Raw genomic sequence first — 21,329 nt, 5'->3', positions numbered from 1 at the left:
TTGTTTACTCGGACTCCACCTTGCGCTTCTGAAATGCCACCGATAGGTATTCGCCGAGCTGGGTCGCGACCGTGTTTTCCATCGCCGAGGCCAGCGTGTCGTGGACGGCAGCGATGCCGATCTCGCGCATGTGGCTGATCATGTTGGTTGTTGCGGCGATGTCCTCGTCGGTATCGGGTAGCCAACCAGGCCCGTGCTGAGCGGTGATGTGCGAACGCGCAGTGTCGACCATCAGCCTGGCTATGTCGTCGACGCGTTGGGCGATGTCGCTGTACAGGTCGATGACATCGCGCAGCTGCAGGCCGAAGGTGTGCAGCTCGGCGAACGCTTCGAGCATGCTCGGGCGGGTGAACGTGATCGTATCGTCGTCCTTGGCGCGAGCAAGCCCGAGTTCGATGAGCCGATCGACCAGGTCCCGTGCGTCCGACCCGAGAAACGTATCGACCAACTCGCGAGGCACGTCGATGGAACTGGTGTCGCCCCAGGTTGCAGTGACAGCATGTTGCAGTCCCAGCACCTCGGACATGTCCTTGCCCGTTTCCCAGCTGGTGATGAAGTCGGCGATATGCGCAGTGGTGAAACCTCGCTGCAGTAGCGCATCGATGATTTTCAGTCGTTCCAGATGCGTCTCGTCGTAGATCGCCGCTCGGCCCGACCACCTGACAGCGGGTGGTAGCAAGCCGCGCTCCTGATAAGCGCGGACGTTGCGTGACGTCGTTCCGGCCTCTCTCGCGAGATCATCGATCCGGTAGTCCACTTGCCGCAGTCCCCTGTCGATCGCCGGGTGGTCGGGCCAGCCTAGCGAATCGAACGCTGCCTGATACGCAGTCAGCCACCGCTGTTCTGACCCGAAGTTGTCGATGTCACGTTTCGCGCAAGGGCGCTGTGGGAACCCTCGCGTCATGTTGATTCGCAGAATTGCCCGACCGCTAATGTCGACGATCTTCATCGCGCAGGGCATCGAGTCCCTGAGGAATACGAAGCTCTCAGCCGACGCCACCCGGCCGCTCCTCGACAAGAGCCAAGAGGTGCTGCCCGACAAGTACTCATCCAAGGTGCCGACCGATGCCGAGCAAGTAGTCCGGATCAACGCCGCCATCCAGATCGCGGGTGGCGCACTGCTGGCGACCAACAAGGCGCCGCGTCTCGCGTCGATCGCTCTTGCCGGCACCCTCGTCCCTGGCAACCTCGGCCGCAACGCCTTCTGGAACGAAACCGACCCCCAGCTCAAGGCGCAGGAGCGCACCGAATTCCTCACGGGCCTCAGCCTGCTCGGTGGTCTGATGATCGCGGCTGTGGATACCGAAGGTAAGCCGTCGCTCGGTTGGCGTGGACGCCGAGCGGCACGTCGCGCAACCGCGGCTGTGTCGTCCGCACTCCCGATCGGCGCTGCCGCCGAGACCGGAGCGTTCGGCGAGACTGTGAGCCACGGCTTGCACGCCGCAGCAGAGAGGAGTCGCGCGCTTGCCGAGGTCGCGCGCGAACGCGGACCGGTGATCGCAGCCGCTGCAATAGAGCGCGGCAACGAGCTCGCCGAGGTCGCCCGCGAACGCGGACCAGGCATTGCAGCCGCAGCCAAAGAACGCGGCAGTGAGCTCGCGGAAGCGGCCGCCGAGCGTGGCCGCGAGTTGGGTGACTACGCACGCGAGCACGGACCGGAGCTTGCCGAAGCGGCGCGCAACCGCAGCAGCGAGCTTGCTGCCCGTGCAGCCGAACGCGGCGAAGTGCTCGCAAAGGTGACCAGGAAAGAGGCGGCAAGAGCCAAGAAGGAAGCAGCCAAGGCCTCACGCGCAGTGAAGTCCAAGGCCGCCGAGTACAGCTAGTCTTCGAGGTCGACGGACCGCCACGCACGGCGGTCCGTAGGCCGAGGAGTTCGTCGCGATGATTCTCGAACATGCACTGCTCCCCGTTCGACCAGGCGAAGAGACCCGGTTCGAGGCTGCTTTCGAGCACGCCCGCTCGATCATCGCGGTCATGCCCGGCTTCAGATCGCTCACTCTGTCCCGGTCGATCGAGACGCCGACCTCGTACCTTTTGCTCGTCGAGTGGGAGACGCTGGAAGACCACACCGAAGGCTTCCGCGGATCGGCCGAGTACGAACGCTGGCGCGAATTGCTGCACGGCTTCTACGAGCCGTTTCCGACTGTCGAACATTTTGTCCGGGTGACCCACGCGGCCCCCCGACCGGGCACTTCGGCGCACCCTTCGATCTCCAACTAGACTTCTCAGGGCGATTTTTGCGATCCCGCGACAAGTCGCGCCCGACACCGAGGAGTACCTATTGCCTGACGACGGCCAGAGTGCCCTGGACCGTGAGCAGGAGTACGTGTCGACGCTGTACCACCAGCTCGACAGCATGCGGAAGTACGCGTCGACGCGACTGAGCAAAGTTCTGCTGGAGACGGGTGGGACGCCGCAGGCTCGCAGCGAGCGCGAATCGTTCAGCCAGCTGTACACCGACGACCTCGCGAAGTACGACGCGGCCGAAAACGGTTTGTGCTTCGGCAGAATCGATATGAGCGACGACGAGTTGCGCTACGTCGGACGGCTGGGAATCCTCGACGAAGCCAACGACTACGAGACGCTGCTTCTCGACTGGCGGGCGCCGATGGCACGTCCGTTCTACCTCGCGACGACTGCCATGCCGGACGGCGTGATTCGACGTCGTCACATTCGGTCTCGCAGCCGCCGAGTGACCGCCGTCAACGACGAATACCTCGACCTCGACGCTGCGCAGGAGGCAGGTCGTACGGAGGACTCCGGCGGAGTCGGCACCGAAAGCGCGTTGCTCGCTGCGCTCAACGCAGCCAGAACCGGCCACATGAACGACATAGTCGAAACCATTCAGAGCGAGCAGGACGCCATCATTCGCTCCGATCACAAGAGCGTGCTCGTCGTTCAGGGTGGACCGGGGACCGGCAAGACGGCTGTCGCACTCCATCGGGCGGCGTATCTGCTGTACACCTATCGCCAGCAGCTGGCGAAGAGCGGCGTCCTGATCATCGGGCCGAACGCGACGTTCCTCGATTACATCGGGCAGGTGCTGCCGTCGCTCGGCGAGACCGGTGTCCTGCTGTCGACGATCGGCGATCTCTACCCGGGTGTTCGCGCGACTCGGGAAGATTCGCTGCGAGCTTCGGAACTCAAAGGCTCGCTGACCATGGTCGAGGTGCTCAAGAACGCAGTCAGAGATCGGCAGTTGGTTCCCGACGAGACGATTACGCTGCGCTTCGAGTCCTACGAGGTGTCGCTCGACCGCAAGACCGTCACGCGGGCCCGTGGCAGAGCACGTTCCTCGCGTAGGCCGCACAACCTGGCTCGCCCGATCTTCGTCTCCAGCGTCATCGATTCGCTGACCGACCAGATCGCGACCACGATCGGCAGCAACGTCGTCGGCGGCTCGAATCTGCTCAGCCGCGACGACATCGCCGATATCCGCGACGAGATGCGGTCGGACGCTGAGGTCATGGCGACCATCGGCAGCCTGTGGCCGGAGCTGTCTCCGCAGGAGGTACTGGTCGACCTGCTCGCATCGGACGTGCGACTGTCGACTGCCGCCCAGCAGTTCGCTGCCGACGACCGTGCAGCGCTGCTGACCTCGGAACGTCGCGGCTTCACCCCTGCCGACGCTCCCCTGCTCGACGAACTAGCCGAGCTACTCGGCGTCGACGACGCGGAAGAGCGCGAACGCAACCAGCGGCAATGGCGAGCCCAGATCGCCGACGCACAGGGCGCACTCGACATCCTGACCGGTTCTGCACCGCAAGATCTCGAAGACGAACTGGATCCCGAGATCCTGATGGCCTACGACCTGATCGACGCCAGTCAACTCGCACAGCGGCAGAACTCCGGTGTGCGACTCACCACCGCGGAACGTGCTGCGGGCGACCGCACCTGGACCTACGGTCACGTCATCATCGACGAAGCGCAGGAACTGTCCGAGATGGCGTGGCGAATGGTCATGCGCCGCATACCGAATCGCTGGATCACCGTCGTCGGCGACGTCGCGCAGACCGGCGACCCCGCCGGCACCACCTCGTGGCAACGCATCCTCGAGCCGTATGTGGCGCGGCGCTGGAAGCTGGCCGAGCTGACGGTGAACTACCGGACACCCGCCGAGATCATGGGTATCGCGCAGGACGTGCTCAGCGCCATCGATCCAACGGCGACGGTGCCACGGTCGGTGCGAGACTCTGGCGTCCCGCCCTGGGCGCACGCGGTAGACGCCGCTGCCCTCGAAACGATCGTTCGCGACTACGTGGCCGCCGAAACGGGCCCAGGCCAGACCGCTGTGATCGTGCCGAAAGAGTTGTCAGCAACTTTCGCAGACCTCGCAAGCGACTCGGTGAGCGTCCTCACCGTGCGGGAGGCGAAAGGTCTCGAGTTCGACGTCGTTTTCATCGTCGAGCCCGCTCAGGTCCTCGATGAGTCTCCACGCGGGCGAAACGACCTGTACGTTGCTCTTACGCGAGCTACGCAACGCCTCGGCGTCGTACATTCCCGGCCACTACCGATCGAACTAGCCGGTCTCGTCGATTCCGACCGCAACGACGCGGCGTCAGGGCGCTCGATCGCCGCAGGAAACTGACCGCGAGCAGGTTCGCAGGCAGGAGTTGTTCGACGTGGACGGAAAGACCAGCGCCATACGCGTCGCCATCGGTCTCGCCGCGGGTTCGTTGACGCTCGGTGCCTGCACCGTCTCCGACGCGGGTGACTCTGCGCAGTCCTCGTCCACCACGCCAACCGCGGCGGCCATCGCACTCGGCGGCGAGCAACCTCTCGACGAACGCGCGCAGGCCTACAAGGACGCCCTGATCGCCGCGGGAATCCCAGCGGGACAGTCGAATTCCACGACCCTTGTGCTTGGCGAAGGAATTTGCGCGCGATTGGCCGATGCAACGCCGGAACAAGAGATTCTGGCGAACCTTGCACCTCTCGCCGAATACACGGCATCGACATCGCAGGGCACGCTCGACGGTGACCAGGTCGCTCGCATCTATCTGGAAACGGCAAAATCCGACTATTGCTGACGATTTCTCGTCGGCAACAGCCGGATTTGCAGTTCCGAAGCGGTTAGCGGACCGTGTGCACGATCAGAACGTCGGAGCGTGACTTGCGCGCGACGTCCGAGGGCACAGACCCGAGCAGGCGGCCAGTCAAGGAGTTCAGGCCGCGGTTGCCGATGACGAGCAGATCCGCATCGACATCGACGACGAGCTGCAGCAGCGAGTCGACCGGAGCACCGACGATCGAACGTTCGACGATGTTGGTCGCGCCGACGGCATGAGCCTTCTCGCGGGCGGTGCGCAGGATGTCGTTCGTCGGCGCACTGCCACGCACCTGGTAGGCGTCGTCCTTGAGTGCGTCCGCCGCGGCACCGACGTCACGCTCGTCCGTTGGGTAGTACGCGCAAGCGATCACAAGCTGCGCCCCCTCGTCGCCGGCAAGCGACGCGGCCTTCTCGACGGCCTTGTACGACGAGTCGGAACCATCAGTCCCGACGACAATGGTCCGGTACGCGCTCATTCATCCTCCATGGGTGCATAAAAACGGGTGCACAGTCGCGCGGCTGAACCACTCCAGCCGCTTCGCTGACCCTAGCCTTCCAAAGCGCGTGTGAGGCGAATTTGGGTCAGAACACACATTCCGGCGATTCAGTGATCAGCCCAGGGTCGACTTCCGTCTCAGCAAGCGAGGCAGAGACGATGCATCCGCCAGCGGCACACTTCGCAAACCTCGCATAGATTGGTTTTATGCGTATTCCGCGGCCTGACACGCCGGGCCGTCGGTCGTTCCTCCGCGCCGCGGCCATTGTCGCTGCGATCGTGGTCGTCCTCGGCCTTGTCATGTTCGTGTTCGACCGCGACGACCAGGTCGATATCGCAACCGAGGACGTGACGCTCACCCTGCCTGCCGGCCCTGGTGAGGATGCAACCGTCGCAATCGATGCGCGACTGTATCTCCCCGAAAAGACGCCCGCCCCAGCAGTTCTCCTCGCGCACGGCTTCGGCGGCAACAAGGATTCGGTGGCGGGCCAAGCTCGTAGACTCGCCCGCGACGGCTTCGTTGTTCTCGCCTACAGCGCGCGCGGTTTCGGCGAGAGCACCGGGGCCATATCGATCAACGATCCCGACCGCGAGGTGGCCGACGCACGGGCCATGGTCAGCTGGCTCGCGGAGCGGACCGAGGTGCAACTCGATGCGCCCGGCGATCCGCGCGTCGGTGTCGCAGGCGGATCCTATGGTGGCGCTTTGGCTTTGATGCTCGGTGGAACCGATCCACGCATCGACACAGTCGCGGCGTCTATAACGTGGAACGATCTCGGCGTTGCACTGTTCCCCAACTACGCTGCGCCGCTTCCCAATCCGGATCAGCCCGACCCCCCGACACCGACAGCACCCGACTACGCAGCGCCCGGCGTGCTCAAACGCGCATGGGCCGGAGTGTTTTTCGGCGTCGGCGCCACCGCGCTCGGTCAGGATGCGTCGCCCGGGCTGTCCGGTGATATCTGCGGCAAGTTCTCCGAGGTCGTGTGCCAGGCCTACGCGCAGTCCGCGGTGACAGGAACGCCGACGCCCGAACTCCTTGCGCTGCTTCGATCGCACTCCCCTGCCGCTTACAACGACAAGATCTCTGCGCCGACGCTGATCGTTCAAGGCGAACGCGACACGCTGTTCCCACTCGACCAGGGCGATGCGAACGCACGGCAGATCGCGGCAACGGGAACTCCGGTCGAAGTCACGTGGTTCAACGGTGGCCACGACGGCGACGCCAATCGTGCCGACTATCCGATGCGGAGTTTCCTACTCGCCAATCTGCGAGACGACGACGACAACGCCGACAGCGGTGACTCCGACACCCCACGATTCAGCTTCCAACTGCCCGGAACGCCGAACGAACAGGGCGAGATCCCGAGCCGCAGGATGAGCGCCCCGCAGTACCCGGGGATCGGCAACTCCGAGCCTGCACGCCGCACTACGATGCGGCTGTATTCCGACCTCGACGTACCGCAGACGATCGTGCGCCCGCCCGGTGCATCACCGGCCGCGGTATCGAGCGTTCCCGGAGTCGGTTCGGTGCTGTCGTCTGCTCTGTCGATCGCTGGTCTCGACGTCATCGGCCGTGATCCCGCGGGTCAGGCGGCAACGTTCCGGACCGACGCGTTCGACGAACCCGTGACGATCGCGGGGTCGGCGACGGTCGACCTTCGTATCCATTCCTTTGCCGCACCAGGCGATTCGGTCTTGTTCGCGAAGCTGTACGACGTGAGCGCCGACGACCGACGGGTGTTGCCCGGCGGCGCAGTGGGGGCGCTGCGGCTACCTAATTCGACCGACCCGGTGGATGTTCGAATCACCCTGCCGGGCATCGCGTTTCAGGTCCCCGAGGGCCATCACCTCGAAATCGTCATCGGAACGACGGATCAGGCCTACGCGGTGCCACTCGAGCCTGCGGTGTTCAGTGTGTCTCTCCTCGACGCGCAGTTGAGCGTGCCGACGATTTCGGGGATGGCCACCTCACGCTCCGTTCCGATCGAACCGCTCATCGGCATCGGGGTCATCGTCGTCGCACTCGGACTCCTGGTCGCCGCGGCCCTGATCCGCTCACGTAGGCGCGGCACGGCCGATGCGGACGAAGATCTTGCCGACATTCCGCTCGTCGTCAGTGGGTTGCGTAAGACCTACGCCAACGGTTTCCGCGCCGTCGACGGTGTGTCGTTCCGAGTGGAGCCCGGACAGGTTCTCGGCCTCCTCGGGCCCAACGGCGCAGGCAAGACGACAACACTGCGGATGGCGATGGGACTGATCAAGCCCGACGACGGTGAGATTCGGGTGTTCGGCCACAAGGTGACCGCAGGTGCGCCGGTGCTGTCACGGATCGGGTCCTTCGTCGAGGGTCCTGGCCTGCTTCCCCACCTCTCGGGAGCCGAGAACCTACGCCTGTTCTGGCTTTCCACGGGCCGCTCGTTGGAAGACGCGCACCTCGACGAGGTCGTTGCCATCGCCGATCTCGGCGCAGCGATCGACCGCAAGGTGCGCTCGTACTCGCAAGGTATGCGGCAGCGTCTCGCCATCGCGCAGGCCATGCTCGGACTCCCCGACCTCCTGCTGCTCGACGAACCGACCAACGGCCTCGACCCGCCGCAGATCAGGACGATGCGCGACGTACTGATCTCCTACGCACGGCGCGGGCGAACGGTCCTCGTGTCGAGTCACCTGCTCGCCGAGGTGGAACAGACCTGTACCCATGTGGTCGTCATGAACCAGGGCAAGGTGATCAGCGCAGGTTCGGTTCGTGAGCTTGTGGCAGCGGGCGGTCCGACCGAGATACGGGTCGACGATTCGGCCCGCGCCGCCGCAGCCTTGTCCGGCGTCGCCGGACTCGGTCGGATCGTCGCAACCGATGGCGACAACCCGCGGCTGCGAATCGATCTCGGCTCGGCCGCACCTGCCGACGTCGTCGCTACTTTGGTCGACGCAGGCGTCGCGGTCAGCGGTGTCGCGTCGTCGACGAAGTTGGAGGACGTGTTCCTTGCGCTGGTGCACGATCCACGAGCTGCTGGGCCGGATATCGAAGAGGTCGTGTCGGAAGGCAGCGATTCACAGAGCAGCGGACCACAGAGCGGCGAACCTGAGAGCAACGGAAAGGGCCCGGCGGAATGAGCGAGTCTGTAACGACGTCCGCCGACCATCCCGATGGTCGCGCACCGGGGTTTCGGCCGAGCGCGACTCTGTCGGTCCGTACCGAGTTCGAACGACAACTGCGCCGGCGCAGAACCCAGGTCGCGATCGGCTTTCTGGCCCTGTTGCCAGGCATTCTTGCCGCGGCGTTCGCCATCGGCGGTGCCGAGGCCGATTCGGGCGCAGGCCTGATCGAGCTCGCCACGCGTGGCGGTGTGAACTTCACGGTGTTCTGCCTACTGATGTCGGTCGGCTTCCTGCTGATCGTGGTCGTTGCGCTGTTCTTCGGCGATTCCGTTGCGAGCGAGGCATCGTGGTCGAGCTTGCGCTATCTGCTGACGATTCCGGTGCCGCGGTCACGACTGCTGCTGCAGAAGGCCGTCGTATCGGTGTTGCTGTCGCTCATCGCGATCGTGGTTCTCGTCGTAGTCGCGCTTGCCCTCGGCACTCTGCTCTACGGCGCGGACCCGTTGGCAAACCCGTTCGGCGATTCGTTGCCGTACCAAACTGCGGTGTTGCGGCTGTTTGTGGCATTGGGCTACATCGCCATCAATCTGACCTGGATCGCCGGCTTGGCGCTGCTGCTGTCGGTGCTGACCGACGCACCGCTCGGTGCGGTCGGCGGTACCGTCATGGTGTCGATCCTCGTTCAGATTCTCGACCAGATCACCGCGCTCGGGGACCTGCGGCGGCTCCTGCCAGGCCACTTCTCGTATGCCTGGACCCGTGCGTTGTCGCCGACGATCGATTGGTACGACATGACGATCGGGGCGTTCTCCGCGCTCGCCTACGCATCGATCTTCGGCGTCCTTGCCTGGATTCGCTTCTCCGGCAAAGACATCACCAGCTAGGACTTCGGACCCAGCTACTTCACCCCGGCAGCATCCATACCGCGCAGTTCCTTCTTCAGGTCGTGAATCTCGTCGCGTAGTCGACCCGCAAGTTCGAACTGCAGTTCTCGTGCGGCGTTCATCATCTGGTCGGTCAGCGACTTGATCAGGTCGGCCAGTTCGGCGCGAGGCATCGACTTCACATCCTGGCCTTCGTACACACCCGCGCTGACTGCACGCCCCGGCTCCCCCTGCGCACGACGACCTCGGCTTGCGTTGCGTCCGGAACCACCGATCGCGACGTCGGTGTCGTCGGCCTCCTCGTACACCTGGTCGAGGATGTCGGCGATCTTCTTTCGCAGCGGCTGCGGATCGACTCCCATCTCGGTGTTGTAAGCGATCTGCTTCTCGCGGCGGCGTTCGGTCTCTTCCATCGCCATCGCCATCGAGTCGGTGATCTTGTCCGCGTACATGTGGACCTCACCGCTCACGTTGCGGGCCGCGCGGCCGATGGTCTGGATGAGGCTGGTGCTGCTGCGCAGGAAGCCCTCTTTGTCGGCGTCCAAAATCGCAACCAGGGACACCTCGGGAAGGTCGAGACCTTCTCGAAGCAGGTTGATACCGACCAGAACGTCGTACTCGCCGAGTCGCAGTTGCCGCAGTAGTTCGACGCGTCGCAACGTGTCGATCTCCGAGTGCAGGTATCGGACTCGTATGCCGAGCTGCAGCAGGTAGTCGGTCAGATCCTCCGACATCTTCTTCGTCAGTGTGGTCACCAGAACGCGCTCGTTCTTCTCGGCGCGTTCTCGGATCGAATGAACCAGGTCGTCGATCTGCCCCTTCGTCGGCTTCACGACGATCTTCGGATCGACAAGACCGGTGGGGCGGATCACCTGCTCGACGAACTCGCCGCCGGCCTGACCGAGCTCGTACTTGCCCGGCGTCGCCGAGAGATAGACAGCCTGCCCGATTCGGTCGGCGAACTCCTCCCACGTCAACGGCCGATTGTCGACCGCGGACGGCAGCCGGAACCCGAACTCGACCAGGTTCCGCTTACGCGACATGTCGCCCTCGTACATACCGCCGATCTGCGGAACTGTGACGTGTGATTCGTCGATGACGAGAAGGAAGTCTTCCGGGAAGTAGTCGATCAGTGTCGCCGGCGCTGTGCCTGCGGCGCGGCCGTCGATGTGGCGCGAGTAGTTCTCGATGCCGGAGCAGAATCCGACTTGGCGAATCATCTCGAGGTCGTACTGGGTACGCATCCGCAGGCGTTGCGCTTCGAGGAGTTTGCCCTGCTTCTCGAGTTCCGCGAGGCGGCCTTCCAGCTCGGACTCGATGTCGCGAACCGCGCGTTCCATCCGCTCCGGACCTGCGACGTAGTGCGTCGCGGGAAAGATTCGCAGCATATCGACCTGCCGGACCACATCACCCGTGAGCGGATGCAGGTAGTACAGCGCCTCGATCTCGTCGCCGAAGAACTCGATGCGAACGGCCAACTCTTCGTAGGACGGAATGATCTCGACGGTGTCGCCGCGGACTCGGAACGAGCCGCGCACGAACGACAGGTCGTTCCGGGTGTACTGCACGTCGACGAGCAGGCGCAGCAGGTCGTCACGGTTCACCTCGGCACCGACCTCGAGCTGGACGGATCGATCGAGGTAGGACTGCGGGGTGCCGAGGCCGTAGATGCAGGACACCGAGGCCACCACGACGACGTCTCGGCGAGACAGCAAACTCGACGTCGCCGAGTGCCGCAACCGCTCGACGTCGTCGTTGACGGAGCTGTCCTTCTCGATGTACGTGTCGGTCTGGGCGATGTACGCCTCGGGCTGGTAGTAGTCGTAGTAGGACACGAAGTACTCGACAGCGTTGTGCGGCAACATCTCTCGCAACTCGTTGGCCAGCTGCGCTGCCAACGTCTTGTTCGGAGCCATCACGAGCGTCGGCCGTTGCAACTTCTCGATCAACCACGCCGTCGTCGCGGACTTACCGGTGCCCGTCGCACCGAGCAGGACAACGTCCTTCTCCCCCGCGTTGATCCGGCGTTCGAGATCGGCAATGGCGGCCGGCTGATCACCGGCAGGCTTGTGTTCGCTGACAACCTCGAAGCGACCTTCGGTGCGCTCGATCAGCTCGCCGACGGGACGATGCTCCGAGTGGGCGAGGAGGTGCTTTTCTGTTGGAAACGCCATTGCACAAGCCTATGCCGACCCACCGACACGTACCGCTTCGCCGCCGCCGCGACCGTGCTGACGTGCAAGTAAATCGATTGCACCCCCACGCCGCCCGATGTTAGCGTTTCGGCGATCGTCGACCCGTCCTCAGGAGGTGACACCCCATGAACGCAGTATCCACAGTGGGCGCTCCCCTGCCGACAACGATCGTGCGACCGACGTAGTCGCCGCTGGGAGCGCCTGAGAAAGGCATTTCGCGAAAGGCGACTCCCATGAACACGACACCCCCTTCACAACCCCAGGCCCGCGAGCGAGCACTTGTCCTCGGTGGCGGCGGATCGACTGGTAATGCGTGGCTGATCGGCGTTGTCGCCGGTCTCTTCGATGCCGGGCTGGACGTCACCACAGCAGACCTGACCATCGGGACATCAGCAGGCTCGACCGCCGCAGCCCAGCTGGCGGGGGCTTCCCCGACCGAACTGTTCGCCGCCATCCTGGCCGCCGCCCCGCCTCCACAACGAACAGATACTGCCGCGGCCGACCGAAGACGCGGTGCCAGCAGGCCGGTCGCCGACCACCTGGCAAGAATGAGCACCATCATCGCTTCATCGGACGACACGGCCGACCTGCGCCGCAGGGTGGGCGCGGCCGCACTCGACCTGGCTGCGGCGTCGGACGGCGCCTGGCAAACGCAGTGGCGCGCCACGGTTGCTGCTCGGCTGCCAAGTCAGCAGTGGCCGCAGCGCGCAGTCCTCATCACGGCGGTCGATGCCCGGACCGGTGAACCGACCGTGTTCGACCGCCACAGCGGAGTCGACCTGGCGGATGCGGTCGCAGCCAGCTGTTCCAGCGGACTTCCCTTCCGAATCGGGGACGCAAGCTACATCGACGGCGGCTATCGCTCCAACGCCGAAAATGCCGACCTTGCAGCCGGTTACGCACGGGTGCTGGTGCTGTCTCCTTTCGGCGGCCGTTCACTCACGCCGCTGGAGTGGGGTAATCATCTCTCGACACAGGTCGACCAACTGCGCGCGGTCGGGAGCAGAGTCGAAACACTCAGCCCGAACGGCAGCGCCGAGCATATGTTCGGACCCAACGCGATGGACCTGACGCTGCGACCGGCTGCTGCGCGAACGGGATACGAGCAAGGCATGGCCCTCGCCGAGCCGCTCGCCGCATTCTGGCGCTGACGCCTGCTCTCCAATCTCAGCCGGATTCCAGCGGAGCAGGTAACTTCCTATGGGTGGTCCATGTGCACAAACCGAAAGTCGAGTACTTCGATATCGAAGCGCGCACGAACACGGACCCGAAAGGTTTCGTCCGCGAGGTCGAGCAGTACCGCGTCGAACCGTGGGGCCTGTACATGGCCCGCACAGCCGACCACCATGCCTTCCACTACCTGGAATCGTGGCTGATCCCGTCGCTCGGGCTGCGCGCGACGATCTTCCACTACTACCCGGAGCATCGCCGCGACCAGAACTACTACGTCGATCTCGGTGAGTTCACGATCGGTCCGACGGTGTGGAAGTCGGTCGATCACTATCTAGATCTGGTCGTGCGGTCCGGTCGTGAGGTCGAGCTACTCGATCTCGACGAACTTCTCGAAGCACGGACCGCCGGGTTGATCACGACCGACGAAGCACACAAAGCCATCGAGCAGGCCTTCGTCGCCGTCGACGGTATGGCCAGCCACGATCATCGACTCGAACCGTGGCTGGAATCGCGTGGCATCGCACTCACCTGGTCGAACGAGGTTCCTACCCCGACGCGCTCACCCGCGTCGAAAGGCTAGACCGCAGTCCTAGACCGACCTGGCGATCCACTTCGGGATCTCTTTGGCCTTGCCTGCGGCGCGCGCGATTTTGTGGTTCTTGCCGAGGATCAGCCGCAATTGCAGTTGGCTTTCGGTCCAGAATGCCGACCGCGGCGACGAGGTCCATGTGTCGTGGAACAGGCGCTTCGTGTACGCCACGGAATCCGGCGAGCGAGTTGCGATCTGGGCAGCGAGCGCCTTCGCAGCCGCGAGCGGATCGGCACTGACCTCGGTGACCAGTCCGAGTTCCTTCGCTTTGACGCCATCGAAGACCTCGGCGGTCATGGTGAGCCGCTTCGCGACGTCGATCGGAACCAGTTCGCGCAGTGTGACGGATCCGGTCATGTCGGGGATCAGTCCCCACTTTGCTTCCATGACCGACAACTCGCAGTCGGGTGTCGTGAAACGGAAGTCTGCCGCTAGCGCCAACTGCAGTCCGCCGCCGAAGCAGTAGCCGTGCAGGACTGCCAGGACGGGCACGGGCAGCTCACGCCACGCCCAGCACGCCTTCTGAAACAGGTTGGTCGTCTGTACGGGAAGCTTCGCAAATCCGCGGACCTGGGCGAGTTGGTCCTTACCCACAGCAGCGAAATCGAGTCCGCTACAGAAGGCCTTGCCGTCCCCCTGCAGGATGACCGCACGGATCGAGCGATCCTTCGCGATCTGCTCGGGAACAGAGGTCAGGGCCTCGAACATCGGAAAGTCGAGAGAGTTCAGCTTGTCGGCGCGGTTCAGGGTGGCGTAGGCGATGCCGTCGACGACGTCGAGGCTGATGCGTTCTGACATGCGGGCAACAGTATCCGAGCCCATCGCGCGCGAATTATGGACGACCCTCCTGCGCGGCAGCCCATTCCATGACTCGCGGGTAGGCGTGATCGAACCAGGGTTCTTTCACCGACAGGTATGCGGCGACCGCCTCCGAATGGTCGGTGAATCGGCGGGCGTTCGCTGCGGCCTCACGTTTGATCGCCGAATACTCGTCGCGAATCTCCGGATTGGCCCGCAACCAGTCGCGAAATGCCAGAGCAAATTGCTGTCCGGGCCAGTTCACCACCCTTATGTGTGCATTGATCGGGCGTTGCGGGTCGGCATTGCCGTGCAAACGCTTCTCCCAGACTCCTGGGTCTGCTTCCCCGCCAACGCCGTAGGGAGGTTTGGGATTGTCCGCCGTGACATGTGTCTTTCGCGGAAAACCTGCTTTGTGGAGCGGTTCGGCCAATTTGTCGGCTGTCGCAAGATCGGCCACTGTGATCTGCAAGTCGATAACGTCTTTTGCCGGAAGCCCCGGTACCGAGGTCGAACCGATGTGATCGATGCGCAGTGCAGATGCGCCGCACGCCACCTGCAGGCGCCCGATCAATCGTTGTGCCTCGGCAGGCCATTCGGGATCTGCGGGCACCAATTCCGGTACCGACAACGACCACTTCCCGGAACTCAGGTTGCGCTCGAAAGGAACGAGACGCTCGTCCCACAGTGCATTGACCTGCGCATCGATCGTTCCCGGCGGACCGCTGTTGTCGAGCCAGACATCGGCCGCCGCACTTCGCTGTTCGTCGGTGGCTTGCGCCGAAATCCGTGCGCGAGCGTCTTTTTCGGGAACACCGCGGTGTTCCACCAATCGGTGCACGCGTTCTTCTGCATCGACGAAGACCACGATGACCAGACTGAACAGCGGTCCTAGTCCGTTCTCGACGAGTAGCGGAATATCTTGCACCAGAACAGCGTCGGCGGGCGCGGCGGCTATCAGTTCGGCAGTTCGGTTGCCGACCAGCGGGTGCACGATCGAGTTGAGTTTGCCCCGCTCCTCGTCACCGACGAATGCTTTGGCCGCCAACGCCGCTCGATCCAGACTGCCGTCTGCTGCGAGGATGTCGTCGCCGAATGCAGCGACGAGTGCGGCGAGGCCTTCGGTTCCCGGTTCGACAACCTCCCGCGCAATCTTGTCGGAATCGACAATTACCGCTCCTCGACTCTCGAGTATTTTCGAGACAGTCGATTTGCCCGCTCCCATGCCCCCTGTGAGGCCAATTCTCAGCACGCTTCCAGTCTCTCATCCGACACGCTGTTGTTCACACGTCTCAAATGCCACAACTTCAACAATTTGTCGGTTATGTTTCGTCGTGGCGTGCCAGGCCAACCTCTCTAACAAAGGAACATCATGGGAAGCAATCGACACCAGGCAGGTCGGCACCGCCTGGGCATGGCGAATGGGGTGCACTGCACTCTGATTCCCGCTGTTGCGACTGCACTCGAAGAGCACCGTCGCAATTGGTTCACCGCGCTTGTCAGCCCTGCCCGGCACAGTTTCGCGGCGATGCGCAAGCGCACCGCAACTGCGTCGACCCATTGGGTGCCGGCAACCGCAAGCTGAGCACGACCCCTTTCTACAAGTGGCCCAGTCCGATTCGGACTGGGCCATTGACTTTTTCCGGCACATTTCAGGCGGGTCAGGGGTCCGCTGACCCCGTCCGACGGCGGTAGAGGACCCCTCACGCCCAATGACACGCACAAAAAAGCCCGGTCCAATTGGACCGGGCCTCTTTGTTTGCTAACTACGCGTTGCCGGAGAGCTTCTCGCGAAGCGCTGCAAGCTGCGCGTCGCTGGCAAGCGATCCACCGGTGGACTCGGCCGGAGCCGCACCTGCGGCAGCCGCGGGGCTACCACCCTCGGCGGAACCGGTCTCCGACGAATAGCCTGCCGCAGCGTTCGCGATCTCGTTGGCTTCGTCGGCGGCCATCTTCTCCATCTGAGCGGTGTGCATCTTGTGGCGACGCTCAGCCTCGGCGTAACGGCCTTCCCACTCTTCACGCTGCTTGTCGAAGCCTTCGATCCAGTCGTTGGTCTCGGAATCGAAGCCCTCGGGGAAGATGTAGTTGCCCGCTTCGTCGTAGCTGTCGGCCATGCCGTACTTCGACGGATCGAACTCTGCGTGGTAATCCTCGTTGGCCTGCTTGAGGCTCAGCGAGATACGACGACGCTCGAGGTCGATGTCGATGACCTTGACCATCGCGTCGTCTCCGACTGCGACGACCTGGTCCGGGACCTCCACGTGGCGCTCGGCCAGCTCGGAGATGTGGACCAAGCCCTCGATGCCCTCTTCGACCCGCACGAAGGCGCCGAACGGAACCAGCTTGGTGACCTTGCCCGGAACGATCTGGCCGATCGCGTGGGTGCGAGCGAACTGGCGCCACGGATCTTCCTGCGTTGCCTTGAGCGACAGTGAAACGCGCTCGCGGTCCAGGTCGACGTCGAGAACCTCGACGGTGACCTCGGTGCCGACCTCGACAACCTCGGACGGGTGATCGATGTGCTTCCACGACAGCTCGGAGACGTGCACCAGGCCGTCGACGCCACCGAGGTCCACGAAGGCACCGAAGTTGACGATCGAGGAGACGACGCCCTTGCGCACCTGCCCCTTCTGGAGCTGGTGCAGGAATTCGCTGCGAACCTCGGACTGCGTCTGCTCCAACCACGCACGACGCGAAAGGACGACGTTGTTGCGGTTCTTGTCGAGCTCGATGATCTTGGCCTCGATCTCCTTGCCGACGTACGGCTGGAGGTCACGGACACGACGCATCTCGACGAGCGATGCAGGCAGGAAGCCACGAAGACCGATGTCGAGGATGAGGCCGCCCTTGACGACCTCGATGACGGTGCCCTTGACGGCCTCGTCCTTTTCCTTGAGCTCTTCGATTGTGCCCCATGCGCGTTCGTACTGAGCGCGCTTCTTCGACAGGATCAGGCGGCCTTCTTTGTCCTCCTTGGTGAGGACGAGGGCTTCGATCTCATCGCCCACGGAGACGACCTCGTTGGGGTCGACGTCGTGCTTGATGGAGAGCTCGCGAGAAGGAATGACGCCTTCGGTCTTGTAACCGATATCGAGTAGAACCTCGTCACGATCGACCTTGACGATGGTGCCTTCGACGATGTCGCCATCGTTGAAGTATTTGATCGTCGCGTCGATTGCGGCGAGAAAGTCCTCAGCAGAGCCAATGTCATTGATGGCTACCTGCGGAGAGGTGACGGTGGATGAGGGCATGTGTTGAGTTGCTCCGGACGGGTTGTGGTCGGTTGATGGATGTTCGGTCGGTCACTCGCGAACTCGCACCACACCGGTTTCGGCGCAGCGCAAAGACACTCGCGCAAAACAGGGTACGCGACCCGGGTAGAGCTGGGCAAACCGGGCGGGGCGCGTCGCACCTAGAGTGTTGCCCATGTCAGAACCAACGGTATCGGACCGACATGCCGAGGCAAATGCCCTGCTCGGAGCGGTCGGGGTGAGTCGCACCCGGATCGACTCGGCGACGAGCGAGCGCGCCAGCCGCGCCTGGTGGGACGCCGACGCCGGTGCCTATCACCAGACCCACGGCGAGTTTCTCGGCGTCGATTCCGCGGACGGTGAGTTCGTCTGGTGTCCGGAGGGGCTGCACGAAGGCGACATGCGTTTCCTCGGAGACGTCGCCGGCAAGTCGATCCTCGAAATCGGCTGCGGTTCGGCGCCGTGTTCGCGCTGGTTGGCGGCTCAGGGCGCCCGTCCTGTTGGTCTCGATCTGTCGATGGGGATGTTGAGCCGCGGTCTCGAATCGATGTCGGGGTCCGAACGGCGAGTGCCGCTCGTGCAGGCGGGCGCCGAGACGCTCCCCTTCGCGGACGCGAGCTTCGACGCGGCGTGTTCGGCATTCGGTGCCGTGCCGTTCGTCGCCGACTCGGCTCTGGTCATGAGGGAGGTCGCCCGAGTGTTGAAGCCCGGCGGGCGCTCTGTGTTCTCCGTCAACCACCCGATGAGATGGATTTTCCCCGACGATCCCGGCGAGGCCGGACTTACTGCGACCATCCCCTATTTCGATCGCAGCCCCTATGTAGAGGTCGACGAGGCCGGTAGTGCGACCTACGTCGAGCATCATCGAACGATCGGCGATCGGGTCCGCGAGATCGTCGCAGCCGGATTGTCCGTGGTCGATATAGTCGAACCCGAATGGCCCGAGTGGCTCGACCGCGAGTGGGGGCAGTGGAGCCCGTTACGCGGCGCACTGTTTCCGGGGACCGCAATTTTCGTGTGTGACAAACCGGAATGAGGGGTCCTCTGCCGTCGTACGACGGAGTCAGAGAACCCCTCATCTCACTTTGCCGATCGGCCCGCCTGCTTCAAGGCCATCCGCAACGCGTATTCGATCTGCGCGTTCACGCTGCGTAGGTCGTCGGACGCCCACTTGGCCATTGCGTCGTGGACTACAGGATCGAGCCGAAGGAGAATCTTCTTTCGCTCAGCCATGACAGCGGCTCAGCCATAGATCGTGCCGGTGTTGACGACCGGTTGCACGGCCCGATCGCCGCACAGCACCACCAGCAGGTTGGAGACCATGGTCGCCTTGCGGTCCTCGTCGAGTTCGACGACGCCCTGCTCGGCCAACCGCTCGATTGCGAGGCCGACCATCCCGACCGCACCTTCGACGATTCGGGTGCGTGCCGCGACGACCTGCGACGCCTGCTGGCGGACCAGCATCGATTGCGCAATCTCAGGCGCGTAGGCGAGGTGCGTGATGCGCGCTTCGATGACTTCGACGCCCGCAAGAGCGGTGCGATCGCTCAGTTCGACGGTGAGTTCGGACGCGACCTCCGCGCCGTCCCGCAAGCTGGTGCGCCCCTCCTCGTGCGAGTCGTACGGATGCGTCGTTGCAAGGTGCCTGACCGCCGCCTCGGACTGGATCGCGATGTACTCCTCGTAGTCGTCGACCGCGAATGCTGCTTTACCACTGTCGATCACCTTGTAGACGACGACAGCCGCGATCTCGACGGGGTTGCCGTCGGCGTCGTTGACCTTGAGCTTTGCCGTCTCGAAGTTGCGGACCCGCAACGTGATTCGCTTCTTGGTCGACAGCGGAAGCACCCAGAGGAACCCTGCATCGTTGACCGATCCGACGTAGCGGCCGAAGAACTGGACGACCTTCGACTCGTTCGGGTTGATGACTGTAAACCCGGACATGACGAGCAACAACACGACGCCCACGACAACTGCGCCGACACCGACGATGGGATTCATCGTCGCGACGGTGAGCCCACCAGCAAGGCCGGCAACGACGAACACCGCCAACAACACCAAGAACCCGTTTACCCGAAAAGCTTGTCGCTCCATTGCATTGCCCTTTCTCGTGCTACCAAAGTGATATCACTATAGTAGCTCAGGAATATCCGACGCGCACCACTTCCCGACGCGGTGGCGGTACGTTCACCTGAAGGACACACGCCGACCCGAACAACTGGCAGATAGTGGGGGCCATCATCGACACACCACGAAAACACCCTCGCCAGCGTCGGTCCCGCGACACCGTCGACGTGGTGTTGGAAGCCGCGGCGCAACTGTTCACACGCGAAGGACTCGGGACGACGACGAATCGCATTGCAGAACGCGCTGGAGTGTCGATCGGCACTGTCTACCAATACTTTCCGAACAAACATGCGCTGCTGCGCGCACTTGCCGAACGGCATATCGTCGAGGCTTGCCGACAGCTCGATACCGTGTTCGCACAACTACGTCGCGAGGACCCACCCTTCGACACCGCGATGCGGGCGATCCTCGACGTGATCGTGGCAGTGCATCGCGATCGGCCCGCCCTGCACGCGCTGATGCATCGGCTCGCTCCACGGTCACCAGCCGACCTCGAAGCGCTACGCGCCATGGAAGAACACATCACCGGCGAGGTCGAATACCACCTGCGACGTACCGAGCGCGGTGGCGACGATCCGGCATTGACGGCGCAGACCGTGTTCCACGCGGTAGACGCGCACGTGCACCGGGTGCTCACCCGGCACACTCTCGACGTCGACCACCTACAGGACTTGGTTCAGCGACTGCTGCCCGCGCCTGCTACACCCGAGGTCGGTCGTCCGCGCGATCTGTGAACTCCGCGAGCACGGCTCGAAGCGTTGCCGCGAGTTGGCTCAGGCCTGGCTCTTCGATCGGATAGTGACCGCAGTTGTCGAGCAGCTGAAGTTCGGTCGGGCCTGCGATCCGTTCGAGGAACCGGATGCTGATCTCCGGTGGGGTCCACCGGTCAGCGGCTGGATGAGTCAGGGTGACTTTCGCGGCAGCGAACGTCTCAGGCCGAGTGTGTTCGTAGTTCAGATAGCTTTCGAGAAAACCGATGGGGACCCGAACGCCACCACCTCTCGGGTCGTTCGCGCACAGCCGTGACAGGGCCGGGTCGAGACTCATGTTGTTCAAGTCTGCGAGCCAGCGGATCGGCACCCGCAACCGTCCGATGAGCGGGTTCGCCGCACGCAACAGCGACGGCGACACCGCGCCCGTAGCGCCGAAACGTGCCATGGCCCGCCGAGCGGCGACATCAGCCGGGTCCAGCAGACAGGTCGCGACAACGTGACCGATCAGGCCGGTTCTCGCGGCGACCTCGTAGGCCATCATCCCGCCGAGGCTCGCGCCGAACAGGACGATCGGTCGGGCGTCCCGGTTGTGTTCAGCCTCGACCAAGTCGCAGAGCAGGTCGATCCAGTCGCCGTAGCGGACCGCGTTCGGATGGGGTTCGATGGTGTCGCCGTAGAGCGGCAGGTCCGGGGCCAGTACCTCGACGCCTGCACTGGCCACGAGTGCGGCGAACGGCCACAACGCGCCGCTGTACCCGCCGCCACCGTGGATTGACCAGAACGCGCACCGGCGCGGCATCGTCGATCGCACGGGCGATGTGCACCGTGCGCCCCCGCCACGACCACCACGTCGAGGTCGGGGCGATCAGCGGTTCGGCTCGAAACGTCTCGGGCAGAAACTTTGCGTAAGCGGCGAATTCCATGTCTCAAGCGTCATGCAGCGGCCAC

At 63.8% G+C, this 21,329-nt stretch carries 19 protein-coding genes and 1 pseudogene; 11 read left to right on the top strand and 9 right to left on the bottom strand.

The genetic code is table 11. From position 1 onward, the window contains the following. Positions 1-4: 4 nt before the first annotated feature. The gene (locus tag ACHIRB_RS20595) at positions 5-904 is read right to left on the bottom strand and encodes a MerR family transcriptional regulator (protein WP_395124327.1); all 900 of its coding nucleotides are present in this window, start codon (positions 902-904) and stop codon (positions 5-7) included. Here ACHIRB_RS20595 and ACHIRB_RS20590 point away from each other — a divergent pair. The 4 genes from ACHIRB_RS20590 to ACHIRB_RS20575 all read left to right on the top strand — a co-directional run bounded on the left by ACHIRB_RS20590 (position 903) and on the right by ACHIRB_RS20575 (position 5,030). After that, positions 903-1,823, top strand: coding sequence for a DoxX family membrane protein (locus ACHIRB_RS20590; RefSeq protein ID WP_395124328.1), 921 nt, complete (start codon positions 903-905; stop codon positions 1,821-1,823). The genes ACHIRB_RS20595 and ACHIRB_RS20590 overlap by 2 nt on opposite strands. A 58-nt stretch (positions 1,824-1,881) precedes the next feature. After that, on the top strand, positions 1,882-2,220 hold the full coding sequence (locus ACHIRB_RS20585; protein ID WP_395124329.1) for an antibiotic biosynthesis monooxygenase family protein: 339 nt from the start codon (positions 1,882-1,884) through the stop codon (positions 2,218-2,220). 61 nt (positions 2,221-2,281) lie between these two features. Continuing rightward, on the top strand, positions 2,282-4,588 hold the full coding sequence (locus ACHIRB_RS20580) for a HelD family protein (protein ID WP_395124330.1): 2,307 nt from the start codon (positions 2,282-2,284) through the stop codon (positions 4,586-4,588). Positions 4,589-4,622: 34 nt separating this feature from the next. Continuing rightward, complete coding sequence (locus tag ACHIRB_RS20575; RefSeq protein ID WP_395124331.1) at positions 4,623-5,030, top strand: DUF732 domain-containing protein; 408 nt, start codon at positions 4,623-4,625, stop codon at positions 5,028-5,030. A 43-nt stretch (positions 5,031-5,073) separates the two neighbouring features. Here ACHIRB_RS20575 and ACHIRB_RS20570 read toward each other — a convergent pair whose 3' ends face one another. Beyond that, a complete protein-coding gene (locus ACHIRB_RS20570) occupies positions 5,074-5,526 on the bottom strand; it encodes a universal stress protein (RefSeq protein ID WP_395124332.1) in 453 nt (150 codons plus the stop codon). Positions 5,527-5,753: 227 nt separating this feature from the next. On the opposite strand from ACHIRB_RS20570, the gene ACHIRB_RS20565 reads away from it, so the two are divergent. Beyond that, positions 5,754-8,663 carry an alpha/beta fold hydrolase gene (locus ACHIRB_RS20565; RefSeq protein ID WP_395124333.1) on the top strand — a complete coding sequence of 970 codons (2,910 nt, stop codon included), beginning with the start codon at positions 5,754-5,756 and terminating at the stop codon, positions 8,661-8,663. Further along, positions 8,660-9,532, top strand: a complete 873-nt coding sequence (locus tag ACHIRB_RS20560) for an ABC transporter permease (RefSeq protein WP_395124334.1) — start codon at positions 8,660-8,662, stop codon at positions 9,530-9,532. The genes ACHIRB_RS20565 and ACHIRB_RS20560 overlap by 4 nt, the downstream gene beginning before the upstream one ends. Before the next feature lie 14 nt (positions 9,533-9,546). Here ACHIRB_RS20560 and uvrB read toward each other — a convergent pair whose 3' ends face one another. Continuing rightward, positions 9,547-11,706, bottom strand: a complete 2,160-nt coding sequence (gene uvrB / locus ACHIRB_RS20555; RefSeq protein ID WP_395118858.1) for an excinuclease ABC subunit UvrB — start codon at positions 11,704-11,706, stop codon at positions 9,547-9,549. A gap of 254 nt (positions 11,707-11,960) precedes the next feature. Between uvrB and ACHIRB_RS20550 the strand changes: the two genes are divergently transcribed. Both ACHIRB_RS20550 and ACHIRB_RS20545 read left to right on the top strand, forming a co-directional pair. Then, positions 11,961-12,878, top strand: coding sequence for a patatin-like phospholipase family protein (locus ACHIRB_RS20550; protein ID WP_395124335.1), 918 nt, complete (start codon positions 11,961-11,963; stop codon positions 12,876-12,878). Between the two features lie 53 nt (positions 12,879-12,931). Then, positions 12,932-13,480, top strand: coding sequence for a ribonuclease FAU-1 family protein (locus tag ACHIRB_RS20545; protein ID WP_395118854.1), 549 nt, complete (start codon positions 12,932-12,934; stop codon positions 13,478-13,480). Positions 13,481-13,489: 9 nt separating this feature from the next. On the opposite strand, the gene ACHIRB_RS20540 is transcribed toward ACHIRB_RS20545, so the two are convergent. Both ACHIRB_RS20540 and coaE read right to left on the bottom strand, forming a co-directional pair. After that, positions 13,490-14,287 (bottom strand): crotonase/enoyl-CoA hydratase family protein, encoded by a 798-nt coding sequence (locus ACHIRB_RS20540; RefSeq protein WP_395124336.1) that lies wholly within the window; start codon positions 14,285-14,287, stop codon positions 13,490-13,492. Between the two features lie 34 nt (positions 14,288-14,321). Further along, a complete protein-coding gene (gene coaE, locus ACHIRB_RS20535) occupies positions 14,322-15,539 on the bottom strand; it encodes a dephospho-CoA kinase (RefSeq protein ID WP_395124337.1) in 1,218 nt (405 codons plus the stop codon). 120 nt (positions 15,540-15,659) lie between these two features. Between coaE and ACHIRB_RS20530 the strand changes: the two genes are divergently transcribed. Continuing rightward, a complete protein-coding gene (locus ACHIRB_RS20530; RefSeq protein ID WP_199706636.1) occupies positions 15,660-15,872 on the top strand; it encodes a hypothetical protein in 213 nt (70 codons plus the stop codon). Positions 15,873-16,053: 181 nt separating this feature from the next. On the opposite strand, the gene rpsA is transcribed toward ACHIRB_RS20530, so the two are convergent. Beyond that, positions 16,054-17,541 (bottom strand): 30S ribosomal protein S1, encoded by a 1,488-nt coding sequence (gene rpsA, locus ACHIRB_RS20525; RefSeq protein ID WP_395118850.1) that lies wholly within the window; start codon positions 17,539-17,541, stop codon positions 16,054-16,056. Positions 17,542-17,716: 175 nt separating this feature from the next. Here rpsA and ACHIRB_RS20520 point away from each other — a divergent pair, with 175 nt between their 5' ends. Then, positions 17,717-18,577: a class I SAM-dependent methyltransferase gene (locus ACHIRB_RS20520; protein ID WP_395124338.1), complete on the top strand. Its 861-nt coding sequence runs from the start codon at positions 17,717-17,719 to the stop codon at positions 18,575-18,577. Positions 18,578-18,621: 44 nt separating this feature from the next. On the opposite strand, the gene ACHIRB_RS20515 is transcribed toward ACHIRB_RS20520, so the two are convergent. Together ACHIRB_RS20515 and ACHIRB_RS20510 are read right to left on the bottom strand one after the other, a co-directional pair. After that, a complete protein-coding gene (locus tag ACHIRB_RS20515) occupies positions 18,622-18,774 on the bottom strand; it encodes a type II toxin-antitoxin system antitoxin (RefSeq protein ID WP_395118846.1) in 153 nt (50 codons plus the stop codon). A 9-nt stretch (positions 18,775-18,783) separates the two neighbouring features. Further along, positions 18,784-19,635 (bottom strand): SPFH domain-containing protein, encoded by an 852-nt coding sequence (locus tag ACHIRB_RS20510; protein WP_395124339.1) that lies wholly within the window; start codon positions 19,633-19,635, stop codon positions 18,784-18,786. A 200-nt stretch (positions 19,636-19,835) separates the two neighbouring features. On the opposite strand from ACHIRB_RS20510, the gene ACHIRB_RS20505 reads away from it, so the two are divergent. Next, positions 19,836-20,402: a TetR/AcrR family transcriptional regulator gene (locus ACHIRB_RS20505; protein ID WP_395118924.1), complete on the top strand. Its 567-nt coding sequence runs from the start codon at positions 19,836-19,838 to the stop codon at positions 20,400-20,402. Here ACHIRB_RS20505 and ACHIRB_RS20500 read toward each other — a convergent pair. Continuing rightward, positions 20,368-21,304 (bottom strand): annotated as a pseudogene (locus ACHIRB_RS20500) (alpha/beta hydrolase). The gene ACHIRB_RS20505 and the pseudogene ACHIRB_RS20500 overlap by 35 nt on opposite strands. Positions 21,305-21,329 lie beyond the last annotated feature (25 nt).

Origin of the sequence: Antrihabitans spumae (assembly GCF_043944905.1) — a bacterium.
GTDB classification, from domain to species: domain Bacteria; phylum Actinomycetota; class Actinomycetes; order Mycobacteriales; family Mycobacteriaceae; genus Antrihabitans; species Antrihabitans spumae.
Note: the sequence above shows the minus strand (reverse complement) of the source record. Positions and strands in the feature narration are given on the sequence as shown.

Excerpts from the sequence above, each read along its gene's own strand:
- ACHIRB_RS20590 (WP_395124328.1), top strand. The coding sequence starts at position 903 with ATGTTGATTCGCAGAATTGCCCGACCGCTAATGTCGACGATCTTCATC.
- ACHIRB_RS20595 (WP_395124327.1), bottom strand. The coding sequence starts at position 904 with ATGACGCGAGGGTTCCCACAGCGCCCTTGCGCGAAACGTGACATCGAC.
- ACHIRB_RS20585 (WP_395124329.1), top strand. The coding sequence starts at position 1,882 with ATGATTCTCGAACATGCACTGCTCCCCGTTCGACCAGGCGAAGAGACC.
- ACHIRB_RS20570 (WP_395124332.1), bottom strand. The coding sequence starts at position 5,526 with ATGAGCGCGTACCGGACCATTGTCGTCGGGACTGATGGTTCCGACTCG.
- ACHIRB_RS20565 (WP_395124333.1), top strand. The coding sequence starts at position 5,754 with ATGCGTATTCCGCGGCCTGACACGCCGGGCCGTCGGTCGTTCCTCCGC.
- ACHIRB_RS20560 (WP_395124334.1), top strand. The coding sequence starts at position 8,660 with ATGAGCGAGTCTGTAACGACGTCCGCCGACCATCCCGATGGTCGCGCA.
- uvrB (WP_395118858.1), bottom strand. The coding sequence starts at position 11,706 with ATGGCGTTTCCAACAGAAAAGCACCTCCTCGCCCACTCGGAGCATCGT.
- ACHIRB_RS20550 (WP_395124335.1), top strand. The coding sequence starts at position 11,961 with ATGAACACGACACCCCCTTCACAACCCCAGGCCCGCGAGCGAGCACTT.
- ACHIRB_RS20540 (WP_395124336.1), bottom strand. The coding sequence starts at position 14,287 with ATGTCAGAACGCATCAGCCTCGACGTCGTCGACGGCATCGCCTACGCC.
- ACHIRB_RS20530 (WP_199706636.1), top strand. The coding sequence starts at position 15,660 with ATGGGAAGCAATCGACACCAGGCAGGTCGGCACCGCCTGGGCATGGCG.
- rpsA (WP_395118850.1), bottom strand. The coding sequence starts at position 17,541 with ATGCCCTCATCCACCGTCACCTCTCCGCAGGTAGCCATCAATGACATT.
- ACHIRB_RS20520 (WP_395124338.1), top strand. The coding sequence starts at position 17,717 with ATGTCAGAACCAACGGTATCGGACCGACATGCCGAGGCAAATGCCCTG.
- ACHIRB_RS20515 (WP_395118846.1), bottom strand. The coding sequence starts at position 18,774 with ATGGCTGAGCGAAAGAAGATTCTCCTTCGGCTCGATCCTGTAGTCCAC.
- ACHIRB_RS20510 (WP_395124339.1), bottom strand. The coding sequence starts at position 19,635 with ATGGAGCGACAAGCTTTTCGGGTAAACGGGTTCTTGGTGTTGTTGGCG.